General features: G+C 37.7%; 8 protein-coding genes. 5 read left to right on the plus strand and 3 right to left on the minus strand.

All coding sequences use genetic code 11. From position 1 onward, the window contains the following. Positions 1 to 201: 201 nt before the first annotated feature. Both ACP6PL_RS13275 and ACP6PL_RS13280 read right to left on the minus strand, forming a co-directional pair. The gene (locus ACP6PL_RS13275; RefSeq protein WP_426545735.1) at positions 202 to 1,737 is read right to left on the minus strand and encodes a GGDEF domain-containing response regulator; all 1,536 of its coding nucleotides are present in this window, start codon (positions 1,735 to 1,737) and stop codon (positions 202 to 204) included. Between the two features lie 141 nt (positions 1,738 to 1,878). Beyond that, on the minus strand, positions 1,879 to 5,115 hold the full coding sequence (locus tag ACP6PL_RS13280; protein ID WP_426545736.1) for an ATP-binding protein: 3,237 nt from the start codon (positions 5,113 to 5,115) through the stop codon (positions 1,879 to 1,881). Between the two features lie 125 nt (positions 5,116 to 5,240). Between ACP6PL_RS13280 and wecB the strand changes: the two genes are divergently transcribed. Next, a complete protein-coding gene (gene wecB / locus ACP6PL_RS13285) occupies positions 5,241 to 6,353 on the plus strand; it encodes a non-hydrolyzing UDP-N-acetylglucosamine 2-epimerase (protein WP_426545737.1) in 1,113 nt (370 codons plus the stop codon). 172 nt (positions 6,354 to 6,525) lie between these two features. On the opposite strand, the gene ACP6PL_RS13290 is transcribed toward wecB, so the two are convergent. Next, complete coding sequence (locus ACP6PL_RS13290) at positions 6,526 to 7,665, minus strand: tetratricopeptide repeat protein (RefSeq protein WP_426545738.1); 1,140 nt, start codon at positions 7,663 to 7,665, stop codon at positions 6,526 to 6,528. 178 nt (positions 7,666 to 7,843) lie between these two features. Here ACP6PL_RS13290 and ACP6PL_RS13295 point away from each other — a divergent pair, with 178 nt between their 5' ends. The 4 genes from ACP6PL_RS13295 to ACP6PL_RS13310 all read left to right on the plus strand — a co-directional run. Further along, the gene (locus ACP6PL_RS13295) at positions 7,844 to 10,381 is read left to right on the plus strand and encodes a macro domain-containing protein (RefSeq protein WP_426545739.1); all 2,538 of its coding nucleotides are present in this window, start codon (positions 7,844 to 7,846) and stop codon (positions 10,379 to 10,381) included. Positions 10,382 to 10,480: 99 nt separating this feature from the next. Beyond that, positions 10,481 to 12,088 (plus strand): M48 family metallopeptidase, encoded by a 1,608-nt coding sequence (locus ACP6PL_RS13300; RefSeq protein ID WP_426545740.1) that lies wholly within the window; start codon positions 10,481 to 10,483, stop codon positions 12,086 to 12,088. Positions 12,089 to 12,134: 46 nt separating this feature from the next. After that, entirely contained in the window at positions 12,135 to 12,275 is a 141-nt protein-coding gene (locus ACP6PL_RS13305) for a hypothetical protein (protein WP_426545741.1), read from the plus strand. A gap of 1,052 nt (positions 12,276 to 13,327) precedes the next feature. Then, a partial coding sequence (locus tag ACP6PL_RS13310) for a two-partner secretion domain-containing protein (RefSeq protein ID WP_426545742.1) occupies positions 13,328 to 19,452 on the plus strand: 6,125 nt, incomplete at its 3' end.

Raw genomic sequence — 19,452 nt, forward strand, 5'->3', positions numbered from 1 at the left:
AATAGGTTGTGACAAATCAAAAAGTAGATAAAAAAACTGAAACTCCCGTCTGTTGGCTGTTGGCTGTTGGCTGTTGCCTAAAAGTGGTAAGATTTTTATACACAAATACAATAGGATTGCCATAGATATAATATAACAGCTATCTCTATCATTATTGACCTTCTTCCTTCTTCCTTCTTCCTTCTTCCTTCTTCCTTCTTCTCAAAAAGTTTGAAGAATTGTTCGATCCCTTCCTTCTGCTTTTGCTTGATAGAGAGCTTCATCTGCTATTTTAATCAATTTTCCCCAGGAAGAGTCTAGTAAAGGAATAGTGCTTGCTACACCTAAACTCATGCTAACAAATTTTGATATTTGAGAACCAGCATTAACTAACTTTAAATCTAAAAGTCGCTTACGAATTAATTCTGCTACATGAAATCCTCCTGTACTATCTGTTTGAGGTAAGACAACTACAAATTCTTCCCCGCCGTAACGTGCTACTAAATCTGCTGGTCGCTTAACTTCTGCTTTAATCACATTAGCAACTGCTTGCAGACACCTATCTCCTGCTGGATGACCATAAGTATCATTGTAGCGCTTGAAATAGTCAACATCACATAGAATCAAAGCTATTGGTGCTTTTTCCCTTGCCATTCGTCGCCACTCCCTGTCCATATATTCCTCAAACATACGACGGTTAGCAATCTTAGTTAAACTATCAAAGTTAGCAAGTTCAACTAACTTTTGATTCGCAGTTACTAATTTTTGATATAGTTCTGACTGTTGTATAGCGATCGCTAACTGTCCAGCTAAACCTTCAAGAAATTCAATTTCTGAGGATTGCCATTTTCTTGGTTTTGAACAGTGGTGGACAATTAATAATCCCCACAATTGTTCTTGAGTATAATCAAAATTTTCATTAGATGTTTGTTCTGTATTAATCTTTGATATTGGTACTACTAAATTAGCTTTTACTTGAAACTGAGTCAGAAATTTAACATGATATGGAATTAAATCTGCTATAGGTATATGTTCTTGATTAGCAGATTTATCTTGTGCATTGTCACTCAATTCCTTCATACTTTCTACAACAGATTCTTGACTAGAAGTAACAGATTCCATAACTACTTCTCCGGTTCCATCTAGCTTAAATTTATATATCAGTACCCTGTCCGTTTTGAGAAATTTTCGGATTTCATCTACTGTAGTTTTGAGAATATCATTGAGGTTTAATGATTGACGTATCCGTTCTTGAAGAAATGTCATAAATCTGGCAGTTTCTGTTTGCTCTTTTAATTCTTTTGCAAGTTGATTAATTTGCAAAATTCGACGGACTCGCTGACGTAAAACAGGTACTTTAATTGGTTTAGTAATATAATCCATCGCACCAACAGCGAAGGCTAGATCAACAGATTCTTTGTCTTCAAGAGAAGTAATTATTAATAATGGAGTCTGATAAAGTAAAGGATTAGTATCTAGGTTATTATCTGGAAAAAATTTATTTGATAAATTCTGACTAAAAAGCTCTTGTAATTTAACACAACAAGTAAAGCCATCAATTTCTGGCATTATTGCATCTATTAAAATTAAATCTGGTATCTTAAGACTACATTTTTCTAAGCATTCTTTGCCACTTTTTGCTTCTATTATTTGATATCCTTCTGATTCTAATGCTTTACGCAGCAGATAACGTATAGGTTGTTCGTCATCTACTATCATTATTACAGAGGAATTATTCTGCGATTTTTGGGTATTCATAAAAATTTTAATTAAAAAATACTATTAGTTAACAATCTATTAGCTTTCAGCTATCAACAAGAGAAGCGTTCAAATTCGCCTTGTAGATGTCAAAAAATGTCTCTAATACTAACGAATGACTACTATTTAAATGGTAAATTATTAGAATATTTTATCCAATATATTGTACAGTTGCAATTGTTTAATTGGTTTATTTAGTAAGGCTGCTAAATTTAGTTTTTGGAGCTGATTTTTTGTAGGGGATTTACCAATAGGAGTTAACATAACTAATGGCAGATATTTATACTTAGGTATTTCTCTAATAGCAATAGCAATTGCGACTCCATTCATTTCTGACATTTCCATACCAATGATTATTAGATCAAAATTTTGATGTTGGTCAGCAGTTCCATTTTTGAGCATATTTATTGCTGCAATACCTGATGTTGCAGTATGAGATAAAATTCCCCATTGGTTAAGTTGGTGAGTTAAAATTTTTAAACAAGAAGGATGATCGTCTACAATTAATAATCGTTTATCAGCTAAGTTACTGATAGGATTAAATTGAATAGTCATATTTTTATTAACTTTTGCTGTTAGGGTAAAATGGAATGTAGACCCTATTCCTTCTTGACTTTCAACCCACATTTTACCACCCATCATCTCACATAAACGTTTACTGATAACTAATCCTAATCCTGTTCCTCCATATTGTCTAGTTGTGGAACTATCTACTTGACTGAATGGTTGAAATAATTTGTGCATTTTGTCTCGAGGAATCCCAATTCCAGTATCTTTTACAGCAAATTTTATTTCATACAAATTATTTGCTATATTCTGTTGAGAATCGCTGCTATATTCGGGAATTTTTAAGACTTCTGAATTTGGAGAATTAATAATATTTTCTGACCATGGTATTTGTTGAGCTGAAACATTAACTAAAACTTCCCCTTTGGCTGTAAATTTAACAGCATTAGTAATTAAATTAACTAAAATTTGACGTAATCTTGTTTCATCCCCTAAGATTATGTTTGGTGTATTATCTTCAATAAAATAAGCTAATTCAATTTTCTTGTTAACTGCTTGAATAGCAAGTAAATCAATACACTCTTCCAGACATAATCTTAAATTAAAAGGTCTTTCCTCAAAATCCAATTTATTAGACTCAATTTTAGAGAAGTCAAGAATATCATTAATAATTCTTAGAAGTGCAATGCTACTAGTATGGATATCATTGACATACTCTTCTTGTTCTGAATTCAAATTAGTATCAATTAATAAAGAATTCATACCAATTATTCCATTCATTGGAGTCCGTATTTCATGGCTCATAGTAGCCAAGAATTGACTCTTCGCTTTATTCGCTACTTCTGCTGCTTGTCTTGCTTCTTGAAGAGCAATATTTTGTGTAACAAGCTGTTGATGTTGGCGAGTTTCTTGCTCTAATAAATGAGCATGGGCAAGAGCAATTCCTACTTGTTGAGCAACAGCTTCTAAGAGTTCAATTTCATCTTTTTTCCAACTACGATAGCGATCGCATTGATGCAAACAAATAATTCCATTTGGTTTATCTTGATATGAAGTACGAACTACTAACATAGATTTTAATTCTCTGCGAAGACAACTTGATGCAGAAACTTTGGTTTGTACTAGGGGATCTGTATAAATATTGTCTGAAGCGATCGCTCGATCCTGTGCTAACAGTTGCTCTATATGAGGGTTGTCAATTATTGGAGACTCTAAATTCATAATTGATTCATATCCAGTTTCTAAATATTCTGCTACTAATGGTAGTTTTGGCACTGGCCCTGTTTGATAGGAATGAATTACACAACGGTTGACTAGAAAGGCTTGACCTATTTGTTGTGCAGTAGTATCAAATATCCTTTGTGTATCTAAGCTTTGGCGAATCTCTTGAGTAATTTTTCCCAACAGAAGACTACGTTGTAATTGTTTTTGTAGAGCTAAGTGAGTTAAATTTTGTTCAATGGCACTAGCGAGAACATTTGTTACTGCTTGTAAAAAGTGAACATCATCTTGAGTGAAAGTATGTTTTTTTCTGGTATAAGTGGCTAATATTCCTGTAGGTTGATGGTTCCCTGGAATAATTAAACTGCTAGCGCTCACAATACCTTGATCTAACAATGGTTTCAAACCTGGAAACTCAGTAATTTTAGTGCTAAAGTCTTCAATTACAACTGGTTTGTGAGCAGCTAAAGTATACGTAATTAAAGAGTCAAACCCTTTACTAACTACTGGTAGAGTCATTAAAGTTTGGGGGTTACTGACACTGGCTTTAATTTGCCAAGTTTGAGTATCTGATGGCTGCAAAATCTGACAATAGTCGAGTTGTAAAGTCTGACATACCAAGGAAACTGCTTCTGACATGAGTTTCGGTATCGATATACTTTCAAGAGCGCATTGACTTAATTTTGCTACTGCTGCTGCTGCTAGGGCTTGAGTAGCTAATTTTTGCTCTGCTTGTTTGCGTTCGCTAATATCGCGCAAAATCATTGTAAACACAGTTTCATCTTTTAATTCTATTTGTGAAATTGATGCCTCTGCTGGAAATTCTGTACCATCTTTTCGCCTCCCAATAATTACAGCAAGTTTATGTTTTGTCTTATGATTTTTTCCCTCTACAGAGTTGTTGAATTTTGACTCCTGCCAAACAACTAACTGACTAAATGACTGCCCCACAACCTGATGACTTTGATAACCAAATATTTTTTCTGCCCCTTGGTTAAAAAGTTGAATAATTCTATTTTGATCCACTGAGATAATTGCATCTTCAGCCATATCTAAAATACTTGCTAAACGAGCCTCTGATTTTTTTAGAGCTTCATAAAATGCTATCCGTTCAGATATTTCATTTTCTAGCTTTTGATTTAACTCTCTTAACTCAGTAGTTCTTTGTTGTACCCTAACTTCCAAATTTGCATTTAGAAGACAAATTTTTTCTTCAGCTAAAATACGTTCTCTAATTTGTTTTTGTAGTGCCTGATTAGTTGCTTCTAGTTCGATAAGATTAGGTATTGCTAGAAATTTCCGAGCTAAACGAACAAGAAATATTAATGTTAATATAGAAACTATGACTGTGATACCCTTAACTAATCCTAATAGCCAATAATAATGATGCCCTAGTGTCCAAAGTTCTTGAGTCTGAGAGATACCACTAAAAATTATCAAAACTGCCAACATCCAAAAAGTTAGATTGAACGGCATATTTGGTCGTCTAATCAGACAGTAAATAAGTATTAGTGCGATAAAACAATAGGTTAGTGCTATAAATAAATCTGATGTGAGATGAAATAAGATTAACCCTGACTGTAGTAGATAATAACTTCCATGAGGAACAAATACACTTACACCTATAGTAGATTGAAATAACCCTAACATATAAGACCTCCCACTATTTCCTATTGTCTGTTGTCTTAAGTATTTAATGATATGTTTATATCACAAATGTAAATGTTATATAATTATGATTATTGTCTGAAAAAAACATATCAAATTAAATTGAAATGCTCAATAGTCCTATTCAAGTAGCAATTACCTTAGGAACTCGCCCCGAAGCTATTAAACTAGCACCAGTTATCCAACTTTTTCAAAATTCTCCTGATTTTAATACCCTAGTAATTTTAACTGGTCAACATAGGGAAATGGTTGCCCAAGTAATGAAATTATTTGATATTAACCCCAACCAGGATTTAGCAATTATGCAAACTAGGCAAACATTGACAGACATTATCTGCCGAAGTTTGCAAGGATTAGAAGAATTGTTTCTACAGTTACAGCCCCAATTAGTATTAGTCCAAGGAGATACTAGCACCGCTTTTGCTGCTGCCCTAGCTGCATTTTATCAAAAAATTCCTGTTGGTCATGTGGAAGCAGGTTTACGGACGAATGATTTGTTTAATCCTTATCCCGAAGAGGCAAACCGCCGTTTAATTTCTCAAATAGCTCAACTGCATTTTGCTCCTACAACTTTAGCTATGGAAAATTTACAAAAATCTGGAGTAGTGGGGGAAGTTCATCAAACAGGAAATACGGTAATTGATGCCTTGCTAAAGGTAGCAGAATCTCAACCTCAATGTCATATTAATGGTTTAGATTGGGTCAAATATCGGGTCATATTAGCAACAGTTCATCGGCGGGAAAATTGGGGAAAACCTTTAGAAAAAATTGCTCAAGGATTTCTGCAAATTTTAGATAAGTTTCCTGATACTGCTTTGGTTTTACCTTTGCATAAAAATCCTACAGTTAGGGAACCTTTAACAGCAATTTTAGGCAGTCATTCAAGAATATTTTTACAGGAACCTTTTGATTATAGTGAGTTAGTAGGAGCTATTCAAAATTGTTATTTAATCTTAACTGATTCTGGGGGGTTACAAGAAGAAGCTCCGAGTCTAGGTAAGCCTGTATTAGTATTACGAGAAACAACGGAAAGACCAGAAGCAATAATGGCAGGAACTGCTAAACTTGTTGGTACTAATACGAGTAATATTGTGGCTGCTACAGGAGAATTATTAAGTGATATTAGTAAGTATAAAAAAATGGCAATGGCAATTAATCCTTTCGGTGATGGTTATGCCTCGGAAAGAATTATCAAAATTGTACAAAGTTATTTAAGTTAAGGGCATAGGGAATAGGGAATAGGAAAGAGAAAAAAATTGTATCTTATATGAAATACAAAAAATTGTACAAATCTACAAATCTCCCCATCCCTCAATCTCCTTATCAATTGATTTTGTAATGTGAATACTCAAATTTTGGTAGTCGTAAAAACGAAACCCACCCACGAATACTCTAATTTATCTTTAACTCTCTGAGGTCATCTAGAGCTTGTTGATATAACTCTTGATTTCCTTGTTTCTTATATAACTTAACAGCTTTTTCCAAATCTTTAATAGCTTGTTTTGTATTCCCTTGTTCCTGGTAAACCGCACCCCTATTATTGTAAGCATCAGCATCCTGGGGATTAATTTCAATTACTTGAGTCAAATCAGCGATCGCCTGTTTATATTTTCCTTGCTCAAAATATGCTAAACTCCTAATATGGTAAGCTTTTGCATAAGTGGGATTGATTTCGATTACTCGGCTAAAATCAGCGATCGCCTGTTTATATTTTTTTTGCATATCGTAGATAAAACCCCTGTTATAGTAAGCATCAAGGTAGTTAGAGTTTAGTTTAATGGCTTGGTTATAGTCGGCGATCGCCTGTTTATATTTTTTTTGCTCCGAGTAACTATTACCCCGATTATAGTAAGCTTCAGCATAATTAGGATTGAGTTTAATGGCTTGGTTATAGTCGGCGATCGCCTTTTGATGCTTTCTTTGGTTAGAGTAAATATTACCCCGGTTATAGTAGGCTACAGGATCGTTGGGATTAAGTTCAATAACTTGGTTGTAATCAGCCAGTGCTTTTTTATAGTCTCCTTGGCTATTGTAGATACTACCCCGGTTATTGTAAACTTGGGTTAAATTGGGTTCAAGTAGAATGGCTTGGTTGTAATCAGCTAGTGCTTTTTTATGTTCTCCTTGGTGAGAGTAGACATTACCCCGATTTGTATAGGCATTAGCACCTTTGGGATTAATTGAAATTGCTTTGTTGAAAGTAGCTATCGCCTTTTGATACTTTCCTTGAATTTCGTAGACAACGCCCCGGTTGTTGTGGAAATCAGAGTCATGGGGATTAAGTAGAATGGCTTGGTTATAATTAGCAATTGCCTGTTGATACTTTCCCTGAATATAGTAAATAACACCCTGATCATTATATACAGCAGCATCTTGGGGATTAAGTTCAATAGCTTTATCGTAATCAGCCAGTGCCTGCTCATACTTCCCTTGGTTATAGTAAGCAATACCCCGATTGTAGTAAGCACGAGCATCATTAGGATTAAGTTTAATAGCTTTGTCGTAATCAGCCATTTCCTCAAAAGAAGTCATAGTTAAACACCACCTTGATTTAGAAAAATATAAATAATAATACTTAGTCTAACCTAAAAAATTAATGACAAACTACATTACAGATTTACTTTTGATTAAATCTGCTTCTAAGAGCCATTTATATTGAGCAAATGTCAGGGAAATTGTGTATAATTATTATACCTATTTAAAATAAACCATGAATAAACCAGAGCAAAATTGGCAGATTTCTAGGGAAAATCCACGATGGGGCGAACGTTTTACCATCACTCAAGGTGATATTATCTATCAACAAGTCGAGGCGATAGTCAATCCTACTGACAATAATCTGCGCAGCTACGGGTTATGTAGCAAAATTCATCAAGCAGCAGGAGAAGGACTCAGATACGCCACCAGACAAATAGAATGGCTTGAAACTAGCCAAGCCAAAATTACCAACGGTTATCAACTTCCCGCCTCATACATAATTCATACTTGCGCCCCGGTTTGGGATAAAACTAATAGCCAGATATCCAGCAAACAGCTAGCCAAATGTTACCGCAACTGTCTCCGTTTAGCAGCAGAAAACCAAATTCATAGTCTCGCCTTTCCCTGTATTAGTACAGGAATGCGTGGATTTCCCAAAGATTGGGGTGCCAAAATAGCTCTAACAGAAGCTTTGACATTTTTGCAAAATAACTCTCTCCCGTGGAGAATAATTTTTGTCTGTTGCGAACTAGATGATTACGAACAATATCAGATCAACCTACCAAATTTTATCACTTCCCCCGCTTCCTCAGAAAAACCTGAAGCACAAATAGCTAAACAGTTAGTTGCTAAAATTTCATCTGAGCATCGAGTTGCAATTATTGGCAGTACCTCATTTTGGGGCATGAATACTGAGGCAATATGTAATGCTACTGGCAGAAAACTTGCTACTTTAGGAGAAAATTTAGCTCTATTAACAGGTGGAGTTACTGGTATACCAGAAGCAGTATCCTATAGTTTTTGGCAAGAATGTAGCCAGCAAAATCAACCTGCCTCAGTTTACCACATTCAGCCAGAAGGATTTGAACCCTGGGAATATGGTACAAATCTGTATGGAGGCAAAACTTTATTTGAGCGTCGAGAAATTTTAGCTCACATGGCATCAGTATATATGCTCATAGAAGGAGGCCCAGGAGCAAAACAAGAAGCAGAAGTTGCAATAGAAGCGGGGGCGATGGTAATCCCAGTGGGAGTGACAGGAGGTTTTGCCAAGGAACTTTATCAACAAATGTCTCGTCCTTACTATATACCATCTGAGTTGTGGCAACAATTAGGGCAAGAAAATATTTCATCAGAAATAGTCGGGGAGACGATCGCGCAAATTCTTCAAAAAATATGGCAACGTCCAAAAGATGTGATATTTGAGCCAGAGAAAAAAATTGTTACCGATTTAGAATTGCACTCCGCATTAGGAGTTAACTACAGAAAATTGCAAGATTTACTAGCAACATCTCAATGGCAAAAAGCAGACAGAGAAACTTTCCGCCTATTTTGTGAAATTGCTTTGAGGGAAGAAGTACACCAAGGTGTTCGGGAAATCAGAGAGATTTTGAAGACAATAGACAAAAGTATTCAATCTGAGAGATTTCAGGAACTTACTCACTTGCTACAGCATTACCAAAAAATGCTTGGGAGTATTCATCAGCAGGAGTTTCCCACTTCTTCATTTTATGGTTATCTTCCCGGTTGCCTGAATGGAAAGTTTATTCACAAATTGCCTTTACTAGATTTCCAAACAATTGACTTACTCTGGGTAGTATATTCTCGAGGGCGTTTTGGTTTTAGTGTGCAGGAAAGAATTTGGCTCACGCTATGTACTCAAAATGAAGACATGACAACGGTAGAGGATAATTTCATCAGTTGTGTGGGGCGTGGTTATTCTCAAACTGGTGATGCCTATCGGGAGAGTGAAGTTAATTTCACCCTAAATTCTCCAGAGGGGTTGTTACCTTGGCTAAACTGGTATGATGCTGAAGGTAATCTTCACGGTATAGAGTGTGATAACAAGTTAACTTATTTAATCAGTAAGTTGTCTGCGAGGGGTATTTTTAAGAAGCTATGGCGACAGCGAATTCGGGAAAGACTAGAGGCGGGAGAGAATAATTTTTCTAACTCTGTGCTGAGTGGTTTAGGTTTGCAGGGTTTAAATTTTCAAGGTGCTAATCTCAGGGGGGCTAATCTCCAGAATGCTAACTGTGAGAGAGGAAACTTTACTGAAACTGATTTGAGGGGTGCTAATTTAGCGGGGGCAAAATTTTCGGTAGGAGCATTCGAGGAGGCAATTGTTGATGGAAATGAGGTTAGCGATCGCCAATGGTTAAAACCTTATGTGATTCTAATTGTTGATGATTCTATTATTGTGCGTCAAGTTTTGAGTACAACTTTTACAAATGCTGGCTATCAGGTGGAAATAGCTAGAGATGGGTTAGAAGCTTGGAATAAACTGCAAAATAATCTACAAGTTGACATGATTTTCTTGGATATAGAAATGCCTAATATGAATGGCTATGAACTAACTACAAAAATCAGGAATGATTCTCGGTTAAAAGATATGCCAATAGCTGTTATGAGTAATCGTGCTACGATGAGAAATAAGCATAAAAAAGAGCAGCAAGAATTTAACTATTGTGGTTATCTGGCAAAACCTTGTGATGAAGAAGTCTTGTTAGAAACAGTTAAGAATGTTTTCAATAAACAAGCCCGGCCTTGAAGAAGTCAGAATTCAGAATTCAGAAGTCAGAAGTTATAATTTATATCAAGTAATATAAGATTAAACCACATTAATATAGATCAAAAATCCTGTAAAATTATGAAAATTTTGCTAAATTATCTGACAATTATACTTAGTTTATTTGCCCTGCAAAATATTGCTTTAGCAGAAATAAATACTCTATCATCCAATAAAAAATCGACTCATTTAGGTTGGGTTGAGGAAGGAAACCAAACATATATAGATTCTTATTTGCTTGTTCAAAATTTAGCCAGCGAAAGTATAATAACTACTCTAGAAAAACAACCTAAAAATTCTCAGTCAGAAAAAATATTTCCTACTAACTCCCAACCTCAAACACCAAAGGAAAAATTAGCCGCAGCAGACCGACTTTATTTAGCAGGAGAAAAAGCAGCAGCCGAAAAACTTTATCGAGAAGTAAAAGAACCATTTTCTGAAGATATTGAAACACAAGTCGATCGCCCTCAACCAATTTACGAACTGACAGAATTACCTGTAAAAGCTCAAAAATATTGGGAACAAGTACAAAAAGGTTTAGCCAGAAATATAAAAACTCAAATATTCGTATCTTTAGAACTATTAGTCAAAGAATATCCCCAATTTATTCCAGGTCATATTCAACTTGCAGAAGCATTTAAAAATTATCAAGAAATAGAATTAGCTTTAGAAGTATTAAATCAAGCAGTAGCTTTATATCCCAACGAACCAGAATTAGTTAAAGCCACAATTGCCGCCCTAGCAGATGACAAACAATGGTTAGAAGCCACTTTATTTGCCCAACAATTTGCTTTAATGAATCCCGAACATTCCCAAGTTAATGAATTTAATCAATTAGCAGAAACCTACAGGAAAAAATTTCAGTCTCAGCTCAAATCAAGATTAAGAAGAAATGCAATTGCTAATATTGTGACTGGAGCATTAGGGGTAGCTATTACTGGCAATCCATTGGCAGCTATGAATGCAGTTCAAACAACATCAATGATGCTCCGAGGAGAAGCAAGAATTGGTAAAAATATAGCCAATTCTGCTAGAAAAAGTTTACCTATGATTGAGGATAAAGAAATTCTCAAATATGTCAATGATATGGGCAAAAAACTTGCGGAAATGACAGGTAGAAATGAGTTTGAATATAATTTTTATATAGTCAATGATGAAAACCTCAATGCTTTTGCTTTACCGGGAGGGCAAATATTTATAAATTTGGGAGCAATAGTTAAAACTAATTCTGAAGCAGAATTAGCAGGTTTAGTTGCTCACGAACTAGCCCATACTGTATTATCCCATGGATTTAAGTTAATGTCTGAAGGTAGTTTAGTTACTAGCATAGTGCAATATGTTCCTTATGCGGGAGGTGCAGCTAGTAATTTAATTGTGCTCAACTATAGTCGCAAAATGGAACGTCAAGCAGATGTATTAGGAACAAAAATTTTAGTATCAGCCGGTTATGCTGCCGATGGGCTAAGAAATCTTATGGTTACTCTCAATGAAGGCAAAGAAGATCTTGGTATTCTTGCTTGGTTATCTACTCATCCAGAGACAGCAGAAAGAGTAAGTTATTTAGAAGAATTAATTGTTAATAGTGGTTATAATCGTTACGCTTATGAAGGGGTGGTATATCATGGCAAAATGCAGGCAAGAGCTAAAGCTTTATTAGTAGAAAAGAAAAAAGATTTTTCAGGAATTTAGATACTTCTTGAAATAGAGGGAAAATAAACCTCAAAAATATCAGGTGGTGGTGCATAGTAATGGTAGAGAGAGTGTGGGGAGATGGGGAGATGGGGAGATGGGGGGATGGGGAGTGCGGGAGATGGGGAGTGCGGGAGATGGGGAGATGGGGGGATGGGGAGTGCGGGAGAAATTAAAAATTATATAACTTAACCATTACCATGCAGGACTACCAAATATCATAGCTCAAAAAGTCTAATGGTGAAGGCAGGGAGTAGTTAAGAGTCAAGAGTTGGAGGGAGTTCGTAAGAAGGTCGTTGGAAAAATTATCCCTTAATTTTTCGGCCTTCCGGAGTGCCTAAAATCCTAAATTTTTGAACTTAATAGACCTAAAAGCTGGCACTTTTAAGGGTATCTAAAAAGGCTGAAAGCTTGATCTTGAAAAGCTTTTATATTTAATCAGCAAACCATAATTAATAGGACTTACGCAGTACAAAGTAATTTTCGTCATTGCCACCGAAAGAGTTTGCGGAGCAGTCCGGAACGGATAGCAATCTCAAATCCTACTTTTTCGTATCTCATGCGTAAGTCCTGTTTCATATACTTGGAATCTAGTCTAATATTATGTCCGCTTAATTAGTTATAAAAAAAACTTTCTCCTCCTCATCCCGATCTATTCTTTTTTCCTCCTCTTTTCCCTCCTGACTCCTCCCTAATTATTTATAACTGTTCATCCGGACATGATATAACAATCTTATTCGAGTTGTGATATACTTCAAGCTATGAAAAAAAAATCATATTCTCACGAATGATTTAGGGTAAAAATTCAGTTTTTGGGTTGCCTTAAAAACTTTTTTTTTAAGTGTTCAGGGTTAAGCATTTAGCTTTTTAAAATGGGATTTTAATCCCTCCTATTTGGGTTGCCTTAAAAGCTTTTTTTTAAAGTGTTTAGGGTTGATCATTCATATTTTTAGAAGGAGATTTAAACCCCTCCTAAAATTGAACCAGGATTCAGCACTCAGCTAGTTAAACATTTTTGAAAAAATAGCTTACGGCGGTTTTCATATGAATAAACCACAATGATACTAACCCCTAACTCCGTACGGACGTTCGCATTTTTGTTATGCAACGTCCCTACATCCTGACTCCTAACAATGAGTTTAGTGGTCTAATCAACTGAAAAGCGCTGTAAATCTTATTTAAAGAATACTAAATTTTTTGTTTTTATCGCCATAAATACTACAACTGCAGAAGTTTATTATGAAAACTAATATATTAGAATCTTCGAGTATAACAGCTCTGACTATAATTTTAGGCACATTAGCCGCAACTCCCGCTAACTCTCAACCTATAACTCCAGCAAACGACGGTACTAACACAACAGTCAATCAAAACGGCAATCAATTTAATATCGAAGGTGGCACTCGTAATGGGGCTAACCTATTCCACAGTTTTGACAAATTTAACGTCCCCACCAACCAAACCGCGAATTTCCTTACCACCCCAGACACTAGCAACATTCTCGGTAGAGTCACAGGAGGAAATGCCTCTTATATTAATGGTCTTATTCAAGTTATCGGGGGTAACTCCAATCTTTTCTTGATGAACCCCGCAGGCATAATGTTTGGCCAAAATGCCACCCTCAATATACCTGCTTCATTCAGCGTTACGACTGCTACAGGTATTGGTTTTGACAACAACAATTACTGGTTTAAAGTTATGGGGACAAACGACTACTCAAACTTAGTCGGAAACCCCAGTGGCTATAGATTTAACGTCTCAAATCCGGGAGCTATAGTTAATGAAGGAAATTTACACTCTGGAGAAAATCTCACTTTATTAGGTGGAACAGTTATTAATACTGGGGAACTCTCTACAACAAATGGAAATATTAACATTGCAGCAGTAGAAGGTGGTAGTGTCTTGAGAATATCTCAACCAGGACATTTATTAAGTTTAGAAGTAGATTCCAGAATAGAAGATATTTCTAATTTAGACACTCTATCTTTACCAGGATTATTGACAGGTGGAGCAGAAAACAACGCTACATCTATTATTGTTAATAGTAATGGTGAAATTGAATTAACAGATAATACAATAATTGCCGATACACCAGGAAATGTATTTGTTTCGGGAAATATAGATTTATCAACTCAAGATTCAGAAAGTAATTTTATTGTTTTAGCTAATAACGATATAACAATTAATAATTTAATAGAAAGTCCTGGATTTGTGGAATTCAAAGCAGGTCAAAGTATTAATATAAATGCGGATATTGACACATCAGTTGGGAATGGAAATATTGATTTGTTTGGTAATAATGATGAGATGAATATTGCTAACCGGAGTGAAGGGGCAGCATCAATAAATCAATTAGATGGAACGACCTTAAATACTGGAAGTGGAACTATTAATATTGAGTTAGGAAATTTGGGAGAGGTAGGTGATATAAATCTGGCAAACTTAACCACAACAGGAGAAGTTTTAGTTAATGCTAATGGCGGGAATATTGCTAGAGTTTCTGAGAATTCTTTGATAAATGCGGGTAGTGTTTTATTTCAAACTTCTGGCAGTGGAGGAATAGGTTTAACTGATGCACCTTTGCAGTTGAATGTGGAAAATTTAGAGGCGGTTTCTGGTAGTGGAGGGGTATTTTTTGATGTAGGGAATGTGAATATTGGTGGTGTGAGTGAGGATGTGAATGGTATTTCGACTAGGAATGGGGGTGATATTATTCTTGAGAGTGAAGGAGATGTGACTGTTACGGAAGACATTTTTACTGATGTTGTTGCTGATGGTGAAACAGGAGGCGATATTAATATCGCTGTTCAAAACCTTTCTGTTATTAACGGTGCTGCGATATCGGCCAGTACCTTTGCCAAAGGGGATGCAGGGAGTGTTGATATTACTGTAGAGGGTACTTTATTATTTGATGGAGTATCCCCAGAAAATATTTCATTTGATGATATAGAATCTATAGAATCTGTAGATGACTTACAAGGTGGGGGATTTTCAATAGTAGGATCAACAGCAGAAGGGAATGGGGGGGATGTAACTATTACCACTAACTCTCTGGAAGTTATTGATGGTGCCATTATAGATGCCGCTACCTTTGGCAAAGGGAATGCAGGAACTGTGGAAATTCATGCTGCTGATACTATCGTCTTTGATGGTGGATACTCAGAAGATTTGACTGGAGCATTTAGCTCAGTCGAAGAAGGAGCAGAAGGGAATGCGGGTGGGGTCACTATTACCACCGGGTCTCTGGAAGTTATTAATGGTGCTATTATAGATGCCGCTACCTTTAGCAAAGGGAATGCAGGAAGTGTGGAGATTAATGCTACTGATACTGTCGTCTTTGATGGAGCTGAAGTCGGTAGCCAAGTGGGAGCAGAAGCAGAAGGGAATGGGGGAAATGTAACTATTACCGCCGACTCTGTGAAAGTTATTAATGGTGCTGAAATATCTGCCGAGATGAAGGGCAAAGGTACTGGGGGGGATATAAGTATTACTACCGCGTCTCTGGAAGTTACTAACGGTGCTTTTATAGATGCTAGTACCTTTGGTATAGGGGATGCAGGAAGTGTAGATATTCATGCTACTGATACTGTCGTCTTTTTTGATGGAGGAAACTCAGAAATTCCGAGTGGAGCATTTAGCTCAGTGCAAGAAGGAGCAGAAGGGAATGGGGGGGAGATAAGTATTACCACCGGGTCTCTGGAAGCAAAAAATGGTGCTCAAATATTGGCCAGTACCCAAGGCAAGGGAAATGCAGGAAGTGTGAAAATTCATGCTATTGATACTGTCGTCTTTGATAGAGCTTTTGTCGGTAACCAAGTAGTAGGACGAGAAGCAGAAGGGGATGGGGGAAATGTAACTATTACCACTGGGTCTCTGGAAGTTATTAATGGTGCTTTTATGTCTGCCGGTACCTTTAGCAAGGGAAATGCAGGCAATGTGGAGATTAATGCTACTAATACTGTCGTCTTTGATGGATCTGGAGTCGAGAGCCAAGTGGGACCAGGAGCAGAAGGGAATGGGGGAAATGTAACTATTACCACCGGGTCTCTGGAAGTTATTAATGGTGCTGAAATATTTGCCCGTACTGCAGGAAAAGGGGATGCAGGCAATGTGGAAATTCATGCCACTGATACTGTCGTCTTTGATGGTGTCGTCTTTGATGGTGAAAAACCAAAAGGCTCTGGAGCATTTAGCCCTGTGACATCAGGAGGAGAAGGGAATGGGGGAAATGTAATTATTACCACCCGGTCTCTGGAAGTGAAAAATGGTGCTCAAATAAATGCCAGTACCTTTGCTAAAGGGAATGCAGGCAGTGTCGATATTCATGCTACTGATACTGTTGTCTTTACTGATACTGTAGTTTTTGATACAGGAGAATCAAAAATTTTAATTTCCAGTGGAGCATTTAGCAGTGTACAAGAAGGAGCAGAAGGGAATGCAGGAGGTGTCACTATTACCACAAGGTTTCTGGAAGTGAAAAATGGTGCTGACATATCTGCCAGTACCCTTGGTAATGGAGACGCAGGCAATATCAGTATTACCACAGACACTCAATTAACCCTCACCGAAAACGCCCAAATCTCAGCCTTCAGCGAAAGCAGTGGAAAAGGAGGCAACATCATCCTCTTTGCCCCAGAAACCCTCAACATTCAAGGCAATGGACAAATAACAGTCCGCAGCAGCGGAGCAGGCAACGCTGGCCAAATTGACATTATCAGCCCCAACGTCACACTGTCCGATGGCATAGACATAACAGCCTTCACATCAGGCGCAGGCAACGCTGGAACTATCAACCTAGAAGGCGAAAATATCAACCTCCAACCCAATACCAAAATACTAGCCTTCACCGAAAAAACCGGGGACGGAGGTAACATCACCATCAGAGCCACAGAAGCACTTAACCTAGGAGCAGACAGCCAACTATCAGTAGAAACCAATAGTGCTGGAAAAGCCGGAAACATAGAAATCGCTACCCCCCAACTCAGCATCGGTGAAAACGCCCAAATTAGCGCAACAGTCAACATCGGAGCCACCAGCACCGAAGACGGAGGCAACATCACCATCAACGCCAACCAACTCGACATTACAGGGCGACTCGGAATATTCGCCGAAACTGAAGCCGACGCCAACGCCGGTAAAGTTGCCCTTTCTCCCTACAAAAACGACACAGATATAGAAATAAAATTCAGCAACGACGGCTTCATCTCCGCCTCCACATCATCGACAGGAAACGGAGGCAACATTGATATCAAAGCTCCAGAAAAAATAAATATTTCAGGAGAAGGTAGAATAACAGTTGAAACAGAAGGCAGTGGCAGCGCAGGTACCATCAACATCGAAACCAAAAACCTCACAATAGCCGAAAACACAACCATATCAGCATCCACATCCGACAGCGGAAAAGGAGGCACCATCAACATTAACCCTAGCCAAACATTCCAACTAGAAGGTCAAATACTAACAGAAACCAAAGACACAGGAGATGGAGGCACTATCAACATCAACACAGGAGAAATGAACGCCTCCAACAGCACCATATCCGCCCGAAGCACCAACAGTGGAAATGCAGGAGAAATTAGTATCGAAGCCGAAAACAACATAACCACAGGAATTATTACCTCCGAAGCCAGCAGTCAAACCCAAACCGCCGACGGTGGCAACATTAGTATTACCAGCGAACAAGGAGAAATCAACGCCACCCAACCCATCCAATCATTTTCTAACCGAGGCAACGCCGGAGATGTCACCCTCCAAGCAGAAAACAATATAACAACCAATACCATAAGTTCCCACGGACAAAAACAAGGCGGTGAAATAACCATAACCTCAGAAACCGGAAACATAGACACCAGCAACGGAGACTTCCTAGCCAACTATTCAGGAGGAGGCAACGCAGGCGATGTTAACCTAGAGGCACCCCAAGGAAATATTACCACTAACAATCTGTACTCCTTCGCCGACGGAGACGGAGGAAAAATCACCCTCCAAGCAGGAAGCGACATCAACCTCAAAGAAAATAGTAATATTATCTCCGCATCCGAACCACCAGAAGAGCAGGGGAGCGGGGGAGCAGGAAAAGGAGGAGATATTATTCTCGAAGCAGGAAACAATATTAACACTACGACTGCTAGAATATTTTCTGGTGCAGACGAAGGCGACACAGGAAAAATTGATATTATTGCCGAAGGCGCAATAGAAACAGGTCCCCTAGACTTAGCATCTGGTTTTGTCAGACAAAGACAAGAATTTAACAATAACAACAACTTCACCCTCATCCCCCAACCCCAAGGAACAGCAACCCAAGGAACAGCAGGAAACATCACCCTCAAAAGTAACAACAGCAACATAGATACCACAGGAGGAACCATAAACTCACGTTCCCCAGACGGCACCGGAAATATAACTCTCAACGCCAGAGGAAATATTACCACAGGTACATTACAAGCAAGCGCCCTCAACGAAAGCAAACCCACCAGAGGCGGAAACGTTGAAATCATCAGTCAACAGGGAGAAATTACCGCCACCCAACAAATAGAAACATTCTCAGAAAAAGGAACAGCAGGAAATGTAAATCTCACAGCAGCAGGGCATATCCATACAGACACAATTTTTTCTCAGGGAACACAAAAAGGAGGCAATATTACCATCAACAGTCGCAGTGAAAACAGTATAGATGCAGCAGGAGAATTAAACACATTTTCCACAGAAGGAATAGCAGGAGATGTCACGGTAACATCCCCAGGAAGTATTGATATTAGCGGTATTCGTTCAGAAGGAATGGAACAGGGAGGCGATATTAGAGTAGAAAGTGAAATAGGTGAGATTAATTCGACTGGGGATATTGACTCATTCTCAAATCAAGGAAGAGGAGGAAATGTAGAAGTTAATGCTCCAGAAAGTGTAACATTAGCAGATGTGTCATCCTTCGGCATGACAGAAAGTGGAGACCTGAGAATTCAAAGTCGCACAGCAACAGTCAATACAGGAAACGTTACTACACAAGCACCAGGAGGAAGCAGTGGCAGTATTGTCATAAACGGATCAGAAGTAGGCACAGGAGATTTGAGTTCCATCGGTACAACTAGCGCTGGAGAAATTAACGTCGCAGCTACAGATGGCTCAATTAGAACTTTTGATATAGAAATCAGCTCTGATGGTACAATTGGAAATTTAACACTCATAGCAACAGATGATATTACCACAGAAGAAATTAATCAAAATGCAGGAGAGGGAGATGTCAATAGTGAGATTAATTCTGGAGGAGACCAGAATATAGAGAATTTTAATCAAACAGCAGAAGAGGGAGATACTAATAACAATCAAACTGCTGGAGGCAATATTACCGGAGATGTTAATCAAAATGC

Origin of the sequence: Dapis purpurea BLCC-M126, assembly GCF_050015975.1 — a bacterium.
Taxonomy (GTDB): Bacteria; Cyanobacteriota; Cyanobacteriia; order Cyanobacteriales; family Microcoleaceae; genus Trichodesmium.